Source organism: Erythrobacter sp. HA7-11, from assembly GCF_055693605.1.
The window spans coordinates 1,042,982-1,058,449 of record NZ_JBVFUF010000002.1; the positions used below are offsets into that span (position 1 = coordinate 1,042,982).

General features: G+C 58.8%; 14 protein-coding genes, 1 tRNA gene and 2 pseudogenes. 6 read left to right on the forward strand and 11 right to left on the reverse strand.

Annotation, left to right across the window (positions count from 1 at the left end; all coding sequences use genetic code 11):
• Positions 1-28: 28 nt before the first annotated feature.
• Positions 29-1,957, reverse strand: a complete 1,929-nt coding sequence (locus ACZ1GU_RS05435; RefSeq protein ID WP_472647058.1) for a histidine kinase dimerization/phospho-acceptor domain-containing protein — start codon at positions 1,955-1,957, stop codon at positions 29-31.
• A 234-nt stretch (positions 1,958-2,191) separates the two neighbouring features.
• Here ACZ1GU_RS05435 and ACZ1GU_RS05440 point away from each other — a divergent pair, with 234 nt between their 5' ends.
• Genes ACZ1GU_RS05440 through ACZ1GU_RS05450 form a run of 3 tightly spaced genes read left to right on the forward strand, consistent with a single transcriptional unit; the run spans position 2,192 to position 3,510 of the window.
• Entirely contained in the window at positions 2,192-2,653 is a 462-nt protein-coding gene (locus ACZ1GU_RS05440; RefSeq protein WP_472647059.1) for an Lrp/AsnC family transcriptional regulator, read from the forward strand.
• Positions 2,654-2,661: 8 nt separating this feature from the next.
• Positions 2,662-3,096 carry a GFA family protein gene (locus ACZ1GU_RS05445; protein WP_472647060.1) on the forward strand — a complete coding sequence of 145 codons (435 nt, stop codon included), beginning with the start codon at positions 2,662-2,664 and terminating at the stop codon, positions 3,094-3,096.
• Positions 3,097-3,108: 12 nt separating this feature from the next.
• Positions 3,109-3,510 (forward strand): hypothetical protein, encoded by a 402-nt coding sequence (locus ACZ1GU_RS05450; RefSeq protein WP_472647061.1) that lies wholly within the window; start codon positions 3,109-3,111, stop codon positions 3,508-3,510.
• A 27-nt stretch (positions 3,511-3,537) separates the two neighbouring features.
• Here the strand turns inward: ACZ1GU_RS05450 and ACZ1GU_RS05455 are convergent, their stop codons facing one another.
• The 8 genes and pseudogenes from ACZ1GU_RS05455 to ACZ1GU_RS05490 form a co-directional block, all read right to left on the reverse strand.
• On the reverse strand, positions 3,538-4,269 hold the full coding sequence (locus tag ACZ1GU_RS05455; RefSeq protein WP_472647062.1) for a hypothetical protein: 732 nt from the start codon (positions 4,267-4,269) through the stop codon (positions 3,538-3,540).
• A gap of 10 nt (positions 4,270-4,279) precedes the next feature.
• Positions 4,280-5,630, reverse strand: a pseudogene (gene accC, locus ACZ1GU_RS05460) (acetyl-CoA carboxylase biotin carboxylase subunit).
• A gap of 9 nt (positions 5,631-5,639) precedes the next feature.
• Positions 5,640-6,137: an acetyl-CoA carboxylase biotin carboxyl carrier protein gene (accB, locus tag ACZ1GU_RS05465; RefSeq protein WP_472647063.1), complete on the reverse strand. Its 498-nt coding sequence runs from the start codon at positions 6,135-6,137 to the stop codon at positions 5,640-5,642.
• Positions 6,138-6,231: 94 nt separating this feature from the next.
• Positions 6,232-6,672 carry a type II 3-dehydroquinate dehydratase gene (locus ACZ1GU_RS05470; RefSeq protein WP_472647064.1) on the reverse strand — a complete coding sequence of 147 codons (441 nt, stop codon included), beginning with the start codon at positions 6,670-6,672 and terminating at the stop codon, positions 6,232-6,234.
• A 24-nt stretch (positions 6,673-6,696) separates the two neighbouring features.
• Positions 6,697-7,110, reverse strand: coding sequence for a holin family protein (locus tag ACZ1GU_RS05475; protein WP_472647065.1), 414 nt, complete (start codon positions 7,108-7,110; stop codon positions 6,697-6,699).
• 86 nt (positions 7,111-7,196) lie between these two features.
• A complete protein-coding gene (locus ACZ1GU_RS05480; RefSeq protein WP_472647066.1) occupies positions 7,197-8,054 on the reverse strand; it encodes an HpcH/HpaI aldolase/citrate lyase family protein in 858 nt (285 codons plus the stop codon).
• Between the two features lie 46 nt (positions 8,055-8,100).
• Positions 8,101-10,197, reverse strand: a complete 2,097-nt coding sequence (locus ACZ1GU_RS05485; RefSeq protein ID WP_472647067.1) for a TonB-dependent receptor plug domain-containing protein — start codon at positions 10,195-10,197, stop codon at positions 8,101-8,103.
• Positions 10,198-10,349: 152 nt separating this feature from the next.
• A tRNA-Pro gene (locus tag ACZ1GU_RS05490) sits at positions 10,350-10,426 on the reverse strand.
• Between the two features lie 262 nt (positions 10,427-10,688).
• Between ACZ1GU_RS05490 and yajC the strand changes: the two genes are divergently transcribed.
• From yajC to secF, 3 genes and pseudogenes are all read left to right on the forward strand, one after another.
• A complete protein-coding gene (gene yajC, locus ACZ1GU_RS05495; protein ID WP_472647068.1) occupies positions 10,689-11,009 on the forward strand; it encodes a preprotein translocase subunit YajC in 321 nt (106 codons plus the stop codon).
• Positions 11,010-11,075: 66 nt separating this feature from the next.
• A pseudogene (secD, locus tag ACZ1GU_RS05500) lies at positions 11,076-12,676 on the forward strand (protein translocase subunit SecD).
• 13 nt (positions 12,677-12,689) lie between these two features.
• Positions 12,690-13,667 carry a protein translocase subunit SecF gene (gene secF / locus ACZ1GU_RS05505; protein WP_472647069.1) on the forward strand — a complete coding sequence of 326 codons (978 nt, stop codon included), beginning with the start codon at positions 12,690-12,692 and terminating at the stop codon, positions 13,665-13,667.
• A gap of 9 nt (positions 13,668-13,676) precedes the next feature.
• Here the strand turns inward: secF and ACZ1GU_RS05510 are convergent, their stop codons facing one another.
• Together ACZ1GU_RS05510 and ACZ1GU_RS05515 are read right to left on the reverse strand one after the other, a co-directional pair.
• Positions 13,677-14,864 (reverse strand): glycosyltransferase, encoded by a 1,188-nt coding sequence (locus tag ACZ1GU_RS05510; RefSeq protein ID WP_472647070.1) that lies wholly within the window; start codon positions 14,862-14,864, stop codon positions 13,677-13,679.
• On the reverse strand, positions 14,861-15,442 hold the full coding sequence (locus ACZ1GU_RS05515) for a helix-turn-helix domain-containing protein (protein WP_472647071.1): 582 nt from the start codon (positions 15,440-15,442) through the stop codon (positions 14,861-14,863). Before ACZ1GU_RS05515 ends, ACZ1GU_RS05510 begins: the two co-directional genes overlap by 4 nt.
• Between the last annotated feature and the right edge of the window lie 26 nt (positions 15,443-15,468).

Consider the following 15,468-nt stretch of genomic DNA (forward strand, 5'->3'; position numbering starts at 1 on the left):
CCTCTGGTCGGTGACGGGAAGCGCGCGCTTATGCTTCTCCGCCTGCACGATGATCGACCGGCTCGTCATCTTGAAATGGAGCGGGGTCTTCGTCGCTCGCATCCTCTGCTTGGCTAGGCAGCGCGCTTTCTTCGGTCAAGAGCGGGAGCGTGAGGAGTAGATATTCATCCTCATGCGAGAGCATTCCGCCTGCTGCTCGCGCTTCCGCGCGGGCAAGTCGCAGGGTGAACCCTGCGCCAAACAGTCCGGCATTCACTGCGACATTGGCGGGCTTAACGTTGGCTGCGAACAGGTCATCCTGGCCAGCAAGTTGCTCCGGCAATTCGCACAAAAGGCGCGCGCGCGAGTGCTCGCCGATCAGGCGGCAGGTGATGATCTCGCCAGAGCCGCATGCACCTCCAAGGGTCGCCAGAATACGCCAGATCAGCGCTTCTGCGTCTTCTGGATCAAGCGCAATCTGCACAGGCTTATCGTCGTCTTGCAGCAACTCTACACCGGCCATGCGCGGGCTGAGAACGCCAGCAATCTGTCCAGTGATCCGTGCTGCAATATCGCTCAGATCAGCTTCCCCTTCGATCATTTCGAGCGCATCGGTTTCCAGCCGCGCAAGGCGGTCCAGTTCCTCAAAACCAGCGAGAATGCGAGCAGCGTCAGCGGCAATCGCAGCAGCCAACGCGCGATATTCGTGAGGGGCAGGGCCAAACAATTGCTGCTGGATGACCTCTGCATAGCCTTGCACGGCTGTCACCGGAGTGCGCAGTTCATGCAGCAATTGGCGTATGCGGTCGGCTTCGATCCGTCGGCTTTCGGCCTGAGCGTCGCCGTGCGCTGTGCGGCGAAAACGTCCGACATATCCAGTGAAGCTGCCTTCGTCAGAAAAGCGCGGCTGCGCATCGACCAGCCAATCGCCTGCGATTGCCGCCGCCCCTTGCAAAGCAAAGGGTGCCTGATGGATCGGCTGGCGACGGTCGAACGCGCGCTCGATCAAGCTCTGCGTGGCAGGATCAGCGAAGGCCTGTGCGGGAACGAGCCTCTTGCCAATGACCATCGGAGCGGCGGCGGCCTCCGCCCATTCGATCCGTCCACTGGCATCAACGCTAAAACCGAACGCTTGCAGGGCTCGCGCCTGCGGCCTGTCCTCATCTTCGAGCGGCAAGAGCGGCGCGTTCTCGAGATTTCGCGCCACCTCTCGTTCGCGTTTGAATTGAGCGATTCGTTCGACCAGTGCGGAAATTTCATTTCGCCCGGTGTCTGCCTCTTCGGGGCCGACAAATGGAGCGGAGCCCGACGCTTCTATCTGCTCAGCCGGATCGATGTCCTCCGGTGGAGCTTCTTCGCTCAGCTCAAACGGCTCATTCGCGGGCGAAAGATCAAACACCGCCGGACGATTGCGGGCAGGAAAGGTCGTGGGCGGTGCGGCCATGTCATCGACTGAGAACGGCGGAGCTGATTGCGTCTCGTCCGCCGGTGCATCCTCGGCTTCATGCGCGTCGACAGTTTGTTCGGGTTGAGGAAGGCCGCGGTCGTGAACTCCCAGCCGGTCCAGCAGAGCTTCGACATCCACTGGCAGGTCATCGCGCAGCCGCAAAAATCCGCGCGCTCTGACCGGCAGTCGCGGGATCAACGCCGACCAATCTTCTTCGCTTAGGTCGGCTCGGTTCAGTGCGGCAGAGGCCACTTCGGGTTCGAAATCGGCCAGATGTGCCGTAAGATCTGCGTTGCGAAGGCGCCAGCCGCGTTCTCGGATTGCCGCCGCCCGCTCGCTGGCGGGGACGATTTCCGCCAACGCATCCATCCTCAGCCACGCCGCAGCGACCTGGCTTTGCGCAATGCTGTCATCACGCGAGAACTTGCGATTGCCAAGAATATCAAGCAATTGCCTGAATTGCGTGCGCGCACCCGTCTTGCTCTCGCCAGTTTGGCGCAGAACAGTAGCAAGACGATCATCGTAAAACATCGTGTCTCCGATACACGCACACAGGCGCCAAGCGCCATAGGTGGAGCAAATTTGCATACCAGCGCTTACTCACGGGCAGGGCGATACATTCCCATGCGTTGCAAAGTGGGACAATTGCTGCCAAGCATAATTTTATTAGGTTTTTGCACGGATTTGTGCGCAGATACTTTCGAGTGGTTGTTAGTTATCAGCCATGATCGAACCATAAATTGAACGATTGGGAGCGTGCGCCGCATGGCCAATTTGGATGAAATAGATAAGCGCCTCTTGTCCGAACTTCAGGCAGAAGGCCGGGTTACCAATGTCGAGTTGGCGCAGCGTGTCGGCCTTACCGCGCCCCCGTGTTTGCGCCGTGTTCGCGGGCTAGAGGATGACGGTGTGATCCGCGGCTATCACGCAGATCTTGATCCGTCGAAGCTGGGTTTCGCGATCACCGTGTTCGCCATGGTCAGTCTCAAGAGCCAGGCCGAAAGCGCGCTTCGCGAATTTGAAGATGCGATGCGCGATCTGCCCGAAGTGCGCGAAGTGCACATGCTCAACGGGGAAATCGACTTCATCCTTAAAATCGTCAGCAATGATCTGCAGAGCTTTCAGGAGTTTCTGACCAGCAAACTTACACCGGCACCAAATGTCGATAGTGTCAAAACTTCGCTGACCATCCGCACCGCCAAATATGCGCCGGGAGTGCCTCTCTGAGTGGGCCTGTGCCTCTCGTCGGACCGCTGCAAGGCAAATGCCTGTGCGGCTCGGTCACTATCACGCTGAACAGCGCACACGCAGAGGTCGACGTGTGCCATTGCTCCATGTGCCAGCAATGGACTGGCTCGATGTACGCCGGGATCGAAAGCGAAGACTTCGAGATTTCCGGGGAGGAGCATATCTCCACCTACAATTCGAGCGATTGGGCCGAGCGCGCCTTTTGCGGCACATGCGGCAGTTCGCTGTGGTACAAGTTCAAGCCAACCGGCAATCGCACCTTCCTTGCGGGCATGTTCGATCTGCCCGAAGGCTTGCCGATCAAGCATCAGATCTTCGTCGACGAAAAGCAGGATTGGTATGATCTGGCGCAGGAAAGCCCGATGAAAACCGCGCAGGAAATCATTGCTGAGGCCAAAGCCGCTGGTCTCAAGTTTGAATAGGGCTTTGCCGGAATGATCCAGGATGCTCCCCCGATTGATCCGCCGGCCGAGGCCGAGATCGCCATCGTGGATGAGCAGGCGGCGGCGCAGCCTGAGGGGTTACCCACGATTGAAAATGCAGATGGCTCATTGGTTATCGACCTAAAGCCGCTCGCCCCGGTCCCTACTTACGAGCAGTGCTTTGACCGCGATGCCAACCCGCTCGATAATACGATTGTGGTGTGCCGGAAGGTGACCGATCAGCGGCTCGGTCCGCAGACCCCTCCGGCAGACGAATTGACGTTTGGCAGCGCGATTCCACGGGCTCGCGTCAGGATTTCAGACAATGCGCAGGCTGAGATCAACACAATCAAGAAAGGTGTTGGTGGCGTTGACGCCGATGGCGCCGAGGTCAGAGTGAAGATCGATTTTTGAGGGGCGGTTGGGGTTAAGTCTTCCGCGTCATAATTGTTCGATGATGTTCAAGGCAGGGTCGAAAAACATAAATCGATCCTCTTCGCTAGCTCGCAAGCCAACTTCAACGATCGCGTCTTTCACTTTTTCCGAACCTAGATGGCGCACCATGCTTGTGTGGGCAGCGTCGGGTACATTGTCCCAGATTGAGTGCTTTAGATCACCATGCCTGATCAAGCGATCCTGGTGATCGATCGCGATCTTAGCTAAATTTTTCACTGCGTTCGATTTGCTCAACGAGACAGCTAGTTTGAGTTGAGCTTGTGCATCTTCGCCGAGGATGAGGGTCGCTACTAGCCAAGACTCAAAATCGGCAAACACGCCGACAGGTTTTTTGGAGGCACTTTCGAAACCCGTAATGAAAAAGCTGCGCAGGGCGATGCGCTGCCGTTCAGACCAAGTTTGCCATACGGCATACTGTAGTTTGTTTGCGATGGCCCAAGGCTCAAACCCAGTCCACCCTTGATCGAAGAGGGCAACCTCTAAAATGCGAGGAAGAAAGTGCTGATAGTCGGTGACGTCACCGACCGTGTAGAGTGCTGAACTGGCGTAGGGTCCAAGAGTTTCCGGCGGAACTTCCCGGAGAGGCAAAGCCACTAGCCTTTCATAACTCAATCGGTCCGCTTCGCTTTTGGCGGGAGAGAAATCCAATTTTTTCGGGGCCGCATTCGACGAGAACGCTTCATAAAGAGGTCCGACCAACTCATTGGGATCGAGCATGGACTGATTTTTACTCCTCCCGCTCGGCCAGCCAATCTTCGAGCCATTTGATCGAGTAATCGCCCGACAAAACATCGTTCTGCCGCAACAATTCCTGATGCAGCGGAATGTTGGTCTTCACGCCCTCGACCACCATCTCTTCGAGCGCCCGGCGCAGGCGCATGATGCAGCCTTCGCGGTTGCGGCCATAGACGATCAGTTTGGCGATCATGCTGTCGTAGTAAGGCGGGATCGAATAGCCCGCATACAGCCCTGAATCGACCCGCACGTGCATGCCGCCAGCCGGGTGGTAATAGGTCACCTTGCCAGGTGAAGGCGCGAAGGTGAACGGGTCTTCGGCATTGATCCGGCACTCGATGGCGTGGCCGGTGAACTCGAGGTCTTCCTGAGCGACCGAGAGCGGCTTGCCCGCAGCGATGCGGATCTGCTCGCGCACCAGATCAACGCCGGTGATTGCTTCGGTCACAGGGTGCTCAACCTGAAGCCGGGTGTTCATCTCAATGAAGTAGAACTCGCCGTCTTCCCACAGGAACTCGATGGTGCCTGCGCCGCGATAGCCCATGTCGCGCATCGCCTTCGAGCAGACCTCGCCCATCCGCATCCGCTCTTCATGGCTGATAACGGGGGAGGGGGCTTCTTCGAGCACCTTCTGGTGGCGGCGTTGCAGCGAGCAATCGCGCTCGCCCAAATGGATCGCATTACCATTGCCGTCGCCGAACACCTGAAATTCAATGTGGCGCGGATTGCCGAGATATTTCTCGATATAAACCGTCGCGTCGCCGAAAGCGGCCTTCGCCTCGCTACCTGCTTGTTTCATCAGCGTTTCGAGCTGGTCCTCGCTTTCGCAGACCTTCATCCCGCGACCGCCGCCGCCAGAGGCCGCCTTGATGATCACCGGATAACCGATCTCGACTCGCGATTTCCTTGCCTTCCTCCGGATCAGAGACCGCGCCGTCAGAGCCGGGGACCAGCGGCAGGCCAAGCTCGCCCGCGGTCTTTTTCGCCTGCACCTTGTCGCCCATTGTGACGATGTGTTCAGGCTTCGGCCCGATCCATTTGATGTCGTGGGCTTCGACGATCTCTGCGAACTTCGCGTTCTCCGACAGGAAGCCATAGCCCGGGTGTATCGCATCGCATTGCGAAACCTCGGCGGCGGAAATAATTGCCGCAACGTTCAGGTAGCTGTCTGTTGCAGACGGCGGGCCAATGCACACCGCGTGATCGGCCAGCCGCACATGCATCGCGTCGGCATCGGCGGTTGAGTGCACTGCGACCGTCTCGATCCCCATTTCGTGGGCCGCACGGTGGATGCGCAAAGCGATTTCGCCGCGATTGGCGATCAATATGCGGGTTATGGACATGGCAGAGCCTTACCCGATGACGACCAGCGGCTGGTCGAACTCAACCGGCTGTGCGTTTTCGACCAGAATGGCTTTGATCGTGCCCGATTTGTCGGCGGGGATGGGGTTCATAACCTTCATGGCTTCGACGATCAAAAGCGTGTCGCCTTCTTTCACTTTGTCGCCAACTTTCACAAAGTCATCCGCGCCGGGTTCGGGAGCGAGATAGACGGTGCCCACCATCGGGGAAAGCATCGCGCCTTCATGGGCTTCGCCAGCAGTTTCTGCCTCTGGGGTAGGCGCTGCCGCAGCTGGAGCGGGTGCTGCGGCAACCGGTGCAGGCGCGACAGGCGCGTGCATAGGGACGGGAACACCGCCGCCGCGCGCTACGCGGATCTTGCGATCATCGTCCTCAACTTCGATTTCGGTGAGGCCGGTTTCAGCGAGCAATTCCGCCAGCTCGCGCACCAAGGCCGTGTCGATATTCATGCCGGAATTCTTTCCAGCGGCAGGCTTCTTCGTAGCCATGCATACCCCTTGTGTAGTTTCGGGGGCTGGTTATTCACGCCAATTGCGGCTGGCAAGTGGCAATCGTTGAAATTTCCGCAAAAGTGCGAGCGTGTCAGACCTCGCCTGCCGCCACGGCTTCGAGCGCCATGCGATAGGAACCGGCCCCGTGCCCCTCGACCGTCTTGGCCGCAGCCATGCCGACATAGGAAGTGTGGCGGAACTGTTCGCGGGTCTTGGGATCAGACAGATGCACTTCGATTACAGGGGTTTGGATCGCCTTGATCGCATCGAGTAAAGCAATCGATGTGTGCGTGTAGGCTGCCGCGTTGAGCAACACAGCGCGCGCACCCTCGGCCTGCGCTTCGTGTAGCCAGTCGACCAGCATGCCTTCATGATTGGTCTGACGCATATCGATAATGAGACCAAGCTCACGGGCGCGATCTTCGAGCATTCCCGCAATTTCATCGAGCGTTGTCGAGCCGTAAATCTCAGGCTCGCGCAGGCCGAGCAGGTTGAGGTTGGGGCCGTTGAGGACATAGACAGTGTTGCTCATGCCCTCAGGCTTAGCCCGCTTTGCCTATTTAGCAACGCCCTTGATCTTACCCCATTGGCGCGCGGCGGTGTAGCCGAGGTAGCCGGTGCCAAACAGCGCGTAGAGCGGTTCGGGCAGGCCGTTGAGATAGGCGTTCATGCCGCTGGCGATATCGCGCGCCGCGCCGGGATTGAACGCGGAGAGCACACCCATCGGCAATGCCCACAGGATCATCGCATACATAACGTAGAGAAAGCTCGGGCGTGCGCGGCTGGTCCACGGGTCGGTGCTCTGCGCCTCGGCCACAATCGCCTGCAAGCGCGCCTCGATCAGGTTCATCTCCTGGCTGCCTTCGAGCTTGAGCAGTTCCAGCTTCGCCTTTGCACGCGCTTCTTTGTCAGGGATGATTCTGTCGATGATCGAAGTGATGGGACCGATCAGAGATTCGAGAATGGCCATAATTGCTGCGCGCCTTCCATTTGCGAGAGTCGCGCCTCAATTATCCAAATGGGTTCAAGTAGGAAAATTCTATCTCCTAAAAAGCCTTATTCACCGTTCTCAGCCAGCAGTCTCTGTGCCAGCGCCAGATGTGGGCGGTCGAGCATATTGCCATTCAGCGCGAGCGTGCCAGCGCCAGGATTCTCAGCAAACAATTGCACCACAGCGCGGGCATGGGCGAGTTCGTCGTCGCTCGGTGTGAAGGCTTCATTGATCGGCGCGATCTGTGCGGGGTGAATCGCAAGCATGCCGCGAAAGCCCTGCCGCCGAACCCGCAAAGCGCGCGTGCGCAGCGCATCGAGGTCGCGAAACTCGGGCTGCACGGTTTCGATCGGCGCGACTTGCGCTTTGACTGCGCCGAGCAAGCAAAGGCTGCGCGCCATCTCGTAGGTATGAGTGTATTCACCGTCTGGGCCGCGCTGTTCCTGAGCGCCCAGTTCAGATGACAAGTCCTCCGCGCCCCAGCTCATCGCCACCAGTCGCGGCGCCCCGTCATAAGTGCCGGTGGTGAACATCGCTGCGGCGGTCTCGGTTACGAGTGCGGCGACTTTGATCGAGCCTTGTTCAATGCCAGCCGCTTGCTCGCGCGCGGTCAGCATTTTGCCGAGCGTTTCGACATCATGGCCGCCCTCGGCTTTGGGCAGGAAGATACCGCCCGGCTGCGCGGCAATTATCGCGTCCAGGTCCGCCTCGGTCCAGCCGCTTGAGAGCGGGTTGACGCGCACCCAGATACGCTGGCGATTTTCGTGGCCAGCAATGGTTTCGCGCACCAGTTCGCGCGCGACGGCCTTATTCTCAGGCGCAACTGAGTCTTCCAGATCGAGCAGGGCGATGTCGGCCTCGCTCGCGATCGCTTTGCCCATCTTCTTTTCGCTGTCGCCCGGGGCGAACAGCCAGGAACGCATTCTCAAACCCATCAGCCAATCCTCTCGTGAGAGCCGAGTAGGGCGGTTAGAACGATCCTTCAATGTCGATTGAGTAGATCGTGCCGAAGCGGCGACGGCGCTCTTCGCGAAAGTCTACAATTCCGTTCAACCGGTCGGAGAAGATTGTGCGATCCAAATTGTTGGCGCGGTCCAGGATGTTGCCGATACGGCCGCGCACGGTCAGGCCGAACACATCCTTATGCTCGACGAAGACGCGCGCAAACCCCGACCGTTCGGTGCGGTCTGCGATTTCATCCAATCGCACAAAAGCACGGTTGTCGTCGATCCGGAACGCGCCGCCAATCGCCCACGGCGTGCCGAGGAAATCCTGCCGCACCTCGGTGTCGAATTCGATGTAGCGCTGGCCCGATATTTCGCGCGGCGTGCCAAGCAACGGGTCGAGCACTTCGCTTTCGGAATATTCGAGCTCGGTGTCGACCCTCAGCCCCTTGATACCGATAGGATCGAACAGCAGGGTGAGTTCAGCCGAAGCCCCCCAGATTGTTGCGCTGTCGATATTCCCAGGAGCCTGGCCGCCGGCTTCAATCGGGATCTGGTCGACGATGTCGCTGATATCCTCGTAAAATCCGCGCAAGTTTAGCGAACCGAACGCGCCAAGGCTCTGTGTTGCTTCGAGCTCGAACAGCCAGCTTTGCGGCGGGACCAGATTGGCATTGGTCACGTTTACACGGTCCTGATCGAGATTGGCCGAGGCGATGAAGTCGAAGAATTGCAGTTGGCCGACCTGCCGCTCGATCCGGCCAGAAAGATCGAGCGAAGGATTCGCGTCCCAATCGAGCGCGATGAAACCTTTGGGCCGGACAAAGCTGCGGGTTTGCCCCGCGACGCCCGATTGGCTGATGCGCGAATATTCCCCGCCTGCGGAGAGCTGCAATTGCAGTGCGCTGGAGAGCGCGCGGCTGTAGGTGAGGCTGGTCTCTGCGCGATCTTCTTCGACGCGCGCGGTTGCACCGTCGAACGCGACGGGCTGCAAGTTTCCGTCCGCATCGCGCTCCTCAAAAGCGGAATTGATATCGAGGAAGTTTTTCACTCCCTCAAGCGCAAGTTGGAAGTCTCCGCCCAGCGCGCCGAAGCTGTATTCGGAGCGCAGGATTGTCTCGCCTTCATCGGCATCGCGTGTGAAAACCGAGCCTTGCGGCGCCGAGCCATCGGCGAATGTGGTTAGAACTTCCGAACGGGTGGGGCTGTCTTCATACCGATGATAGGCGATCAGCTTGAGCTGGCCGCCGCCGAAACCAAAGCTGTAGTCTGCGCCGATCTCATAATTGAACTCGTCCTCGCCGGAAGTGAATTCGCGTAAGCGGTCGCTCGCCGCGATAGTGCCGCTGCGCTCGGAAATCTCGCTCTGGTTGAAGATAAAGCCGACAAGCTGTCCGGTAAGATTGAGAACATTGCCGTTATCAGCGGTGCGCGCATAGGAACCGGAGAGATTGATCCGGTCGGCATTGAAGTTTGATCGTTCTTGCCGGGTGTCGATAAGATTGTCGTCGCCGTCAAAAACGCGTTCCAATCCTGCGTCGCCGCGCCTTCCGGAATCGTTTTCAAGGCTGAGCGTCCATTCGGTCTTCTCACCGCCGCCAGCGACTGACACCTGGCCATCGCCCCATCGAAATGGGACGCCAGATGATCGCCATTCTGCCGAATAGCGAAACTGTCCGGCAATTCCGCCTGAGCTAGAGGTGACGACGTTCAGAACCTGTCCGGTCAGCCCGCCAATATCGAGGCTTGCACCGTCGACGAGTTCGAGCCGCACGACATCTTCGACCGGAAGGCGTTGCAGCGCGTCGACGGGTCCGTTTGACTTGCCTGAAATGCGCCTGCCATTGATGAGCACGTTTGTGTCAGCCTGACCAAGCCCGCGATCACCGCCACCTTCGCGAATGGAGAAGCCAGGGATCTGGCGGGCCATATCGAGCGCGTTGCGCGGGGCGAAGCGTTCGAAGTCGGCAGGTGTAAAGCTGCGGCGAACTTCTGACTCGCTCGCTGCAATCTGTCCGGCCACCACCGCTTCATTTGCGGCGGCATTTTCCTGAGCGGCAAGCGGCGTCGCGATCGGCGCAAGTGCCGAACAGACAAGGATGGCAGCGCAGTTGCTGTGCAAATTGGGCCGATTTCTCATGAGTGGCTTCAAACGCGCCTTTCCGATGCGGGTTCCTGCGCGCAAACGGGAAGGGCGCAAGCTTTGGCAAGCGCATTGATGCAAAGTTTCAAAATGGGAAGAGAAATCGCGTCACTATTCGACGAATGTTCCACTGGTCGGGACGACTGGATTCGAACCAGCGACCCCCACACCCCCAGTGTGATGCGCTACCAGGCTGCGCTACGTCCCGATCCAGTGGAAGGCGGCGCTATAAGCGCGGTCTTGAATAGTGGCAAGCGAGCATTGTGCGATCCGCAAAGTTTCGCCAATTCGCCTGCGCCGGATTCAAACCTGTGTGCGAAGCGCAACGCTTGGCGAGCAGTTGATTGCCGCGACCTTGCATTGCTGCTAGGCGCGCCCACTTACCGATAATTCGGGGCGGGATAGCGCGGTGCATATTGCGCGCGGTTCAACGTCCAGAATGACTTTGAAGACACGATAGGCTTAGTACGATGCTTGAACTTCTCGCTGCTGCCGGTGCTGGACAGGCGCCTCCGGGATGGCTGCAATGGCTTCCCATCCTCGGCATGATCCTAATTTTCTGGTTCCTTATCATCCGTCCGCAAATGAAGCGGCAGAAGGAGCATCAGGAGAAGGTCGCTGGCCTGAAGAAGGGTGATCAAGTCGTTACTGCTGGCGGGCTGGTCGGCAAGGTTGCCAAGGTCACCGATGAATACGTCGAGCTCGACCTGGCACGGGATGTTCGGGTGAAAGCGGTCAAGCACACCATTGGTGATGTTATTCAGCCCGGCGGCAAACCAGCCAACGATTAAGCGCGTATCCTCGCCGTTCGGCGAGCGCTCGAAGATAAAATAGAAGCGGAATAAAGCGAAACGCTAATGCTCGATTTTCCTCTCTGGAAGAAGGTGTCGCTCTGGGGGGTGACGTTGCTAGCGACGCTCGCGGCGCTGCCCTCTCTGCTCGCCTCGACCAATATTGATTGGCCCGATGCGCTGCCCAGCCCGCAGGTGAACCTCGGCCTTGACCTTGCAGGTGGCAGTCACATCCTGCTCGAAGCGGACCCGGCAGAAGTCGGTGTGCAACGGCTTGAGAATATGGAAGAAAATGTTCGCACGGCGCTGCGCCAGGCAGAGCCGCGCATTCGCATTGGCGATATTTCGACTTCCGATGGCGCGCTTTCTTTCATGCTCGACAGCGCCAGCGACATTGATCGCGCACGCGGCCTGATTGAGCCGATGATGCAAGGAAACAACCTCGTCCGGGAATGGAATCTCTCGGTCGAAGACACCCAGAGAATGATCCTGACCCCGACGCAAGACGGGATTGATCAGGCCGTCGATGATGCAATGGAAACCGCGATTGAGGTGATCCGCAAACGTATTGACGAGCTTGGTACGCGTGAGCCGACCATCATCCGTCAGGGCGACACGCGGATTGTTGTGCAGGTTCCAGGCCTTGAAAACCCGCAACAGCTCAAAGACCTGCTCGGCAAGACAGCGGAGCTGGAGTTCAAACTGGTTGATCTGTCAGCACTGCCGGTACGATGTACAAGCCGGTGTCGCGCCTCCGGGAAGCGAGATCTTCCCCTATGCTGACGGAACCCCCGGCAAGGTCAGTTCGAGGCAGTTCGTCGGCTTGGCGGCATTCGCGGCGACAGCCTCACCAATGCTCAGGCCGGCGTCGATCCGCAAAACAACGAGAATGTGGTCAACATCCAGTTCGATCAGCAGGGCGCATCGAAGTTCTGCCGCTTGAGCACCGAGAACGTGAACCGGTACCGTTCGCGATTATTCTCGATGGCGAAGTCCTGTCAGCGCCGAACTTCAATGAGCCGATCTGTGGCGGCTCGGCGCAGATCTCCGGCAGCTTCAATGCTGACAGCGCGAACGAACTGGCGATTGCGCTGCGCTCTGGCGCACTTCCGGTTGAGCTTACAATTGTTGAGGAGCGGACGGTTAGCGCGGAACTGGGCGCGGATTCGATCCGCAAGGGTCTGCTCGCCATGCTCATCGGTTCGGTCGCGGTGATCGCCTTGATGATCGCGACCTATGGTCGTTTCGGGATTTACGCGACGTTTGCCCTGATCTTCAACGTGCTGATTATCCTCGGCATCATGGCCGGCCTAAACACCACGCTTACATTGCCCGGCATCGCCGGTTTTGTGATCACCGTGGGTGCGGCGGTGGACGCCAACGTGCTGATCAACGAGCGAATACGCGAGGAGCGAAAACGCGGGCGGCGTGTCGTCGCTGCGGTCGAGAATGGCTACAAAGAAGCCAGCCGCGCGATTTACGATGCCAACATTACCAACTTCATCGCCGGCGTTCTGTTGTTCCTTTTTGGCTCTGGCCCGGTTCGCGGATTTGCCGTGGTGCTTGTCGTCGGCCTGTTCACCAGCGTTTTTACCGCGCTTGTCCTGACCCGCATGTGGGTCGCCGGATGGCTGCGGGCAAAACGCCCTAGCGACATCAACGTTTGAGGAGGGCTGACAGATGAAACTGCTCAAACTCGTCCCCGAAGACACCAACATCAAGTTCCTAAAATTCAGGCTGCCGTTCTTCATATTCAGCCTGTTGCTGATCGCGGGTAGCTGGGGTTTGGTGCTGACCAAAGGCATCAATTACGGCGTCGATTTCGCCGGCGGCCAGCAAGTCCGCATGACCTTCACACAGTTGGAGCAAGCCCCAATTGGTGAGCTGCGTCAATCGGTCGAAGGGCTGGGCTATGGCACGCCCGTCGTGCAGGAATTCGGCGCACCCAATGAGGTCTCGATCCGCGTTCCGCTTCCCGAGAATGTCGAGGAGCAAGAAGGTGCTGCGACCGAGATCGGCAACCAGGTCATCCAGATGATCGAGGACGAATATCCTGGCGTGCGCGCCGATGCGAACGAAACCGTCTCCGGTAAGGTGGCTGGCGAGTTCCGCCAAGATGCGGTGCTCGCTTTACTCGCAGCGATGCTCGCGGTGGCGATCTACATCTGGGTCCGGTTTGAATGGCAGTTCGGCGTTGGCGGTCTATTCGCTCTGTTCCACGACGTGTCGGTCACGCTCGGCATGTTCGCGCTGTTCCAGCTGGAGTTCAGCTTGCAGATTATTGCCGCTATTCTGGCGATCATCGGTTACTCGCTGAACGATACGATCGTGGTCTATGATCGTATTCGGGAGAACCTGAAAAAGTATCGCAAGATGCCGCTCCCAGAGCTACTTGATCTCTCGGTCAACGAGACATTGGCGCGCACGGTGATGACCTCGCTCACGCTGCTGGCGGCGCTCTTGCCGCTGCTTTTGATCGGTCCAGCCAGCCTGTTCGGTCTGGTCGCAGCGATCACAGCTGGCCTGTTCATCGGAACTTATTCGAGTGTCTATCTCGCTGCGCCGATCCTGATCTGGCTGGGTGTGACATCGAACAGCTTCGTGCCGCAGGAAAGCAAAGCAGACATTCAGGAACGCAAGGCACGCGGCGAAGCGTAACGAGCTGACTTAGTTTCGGCTTGCTGCCAGCTTCTCATAGTGGGCGGCAAGTTCGGCTGCGTTGATCTCCCAGTCAAACCGGTCGACGATGGCGGCAACCTCCTGCTTGCTCACCGGCTTTGCCATCAGAGCTTTGACCGCACCGGCAACTGCCTCGGGCGATCGCGGCACAAGTCTGCCCGCAGTTTCACCGGTGATCAGCTCGCGCGCACCGCCGACATCGCTGGTCACAACCCGCGCGCCGCAAGCAAGCGCTTCGACCCAGGCATTGGCGAGTCCTTCCGAAGCAGTGGGAAGCACCATCACATCGGTTGCGGAGAGGATAACGGGAAGCAAATCGTGGTCGATTGATCCGGCGAAGCGCACACGATCCGACACACCAAGATCGTAAGCAAGCCCGCGCAGTTGCTGTTCATGCTCACCTTTGCCGATCAGGACAAGCCGGGCGTTGGGCAGAGCGGAAAGCGCATTGATAGCAATGTCTTGACCCTTGCGTGTGATGAGCGCGCCTATGCATGCGAGCAGTGGCACGCCCTCAGGAAGTTCGAAATCCAGTGTCTGGCTCAATTGAGATCGCAGGCCAACGTGATCCATCGGGCGAAAGCGATCGCGATCAAGACCGGTGTAATGCACTGTGATTTTCTCGCGCAGCACACCCATCGTAACCATGTCATTGGCCAGTGCCTTGCTCACCGAGAGAATGCCGTCTGCACGTTTGGCAGCGCCGAGAATTTGTTCCCGCGTGCCGCGCTGTTCTCCCCAATAGGCAATGTCGCTGCCGCGTGCCTTGATCGATAAAGGCAGGTCCAGCGCTTCGGCGATTTGCGCTGCTGCTGGCCCCTCGGGAAAGAAGAATTGTGCATCAAGCACGTCAATCGGGTGTTCGGAATGGATGCGCTCGATCAGTGGCAGCGTCGCTTTGACAATTGCTGCTGCGTTGCGCCGCGCGCCGAACCGAGGGATGAGGCGGAAGCGGGGGCGGTAAATGTCGATCCCGCCTTCCTGCGCAACAGGGGGGAGATCGGCGATCGCGCGATACCGCCCGAAGGCGACCGGGGGAATGCCAAGCGGATTGACCATCGTGACCCGCCAGTCTCCGCGCTTTGCCAGCGCTTCTAGCGATCTGGCGACGAACGTCCCGAACCTCGGATTGGTCGGGTTGGGGTAAAGCGTGGACAGTGATACGACGTGCTTCACAAGCGGCGCACCAGCATTTCAGCGACAGCAATCCAAGGGGGATTGTCGACCACTTGCTGTTTCTGGCCGCTCCCCGCAGGTAAAATCCCGACAAGGGTTCCGCGGCGATCAATCAACCGGCCAAAGGCGAAGCGGCTGCCCGGACGAGGGACCAGACAATCGCGATTGATCGCGCTCGCAGCATCTTCAGGCTGCAATTGCCGCAGCCACAGCAGGTCGCCAGGTCGAAATTCACCGGTGCTGGCCGATACGCTCAGCACGACAAGTTGGCCGCTATCGCTGGTCGCAGCGAGATCTGTCGGAAGAATGGCTTCGCGCGGCGCCGAGAGCGCTTCCGGGCCATCAGCTGTCAAGTCTGCGACGATCTGGGATTGTGGTGCTTCTTCTGAGCGCACCAGAGTTTCGGGATCAACGGCCAGTGCATGCCCGATCCGATCCATCCACTTGATCGACAGGTTGCGCATCCCTGTTTCGAGCCGCCCGATGGTTTGCGCAGTGGTGGGCGGATCGCAGGCCTCTGCCAGTTCGGCCAGAGTGATCCCTTTGCTCTTGCGAATGTCACGAATGCGATTGATCATAATTGCCAGCCCTCTCTCCAGCGCAT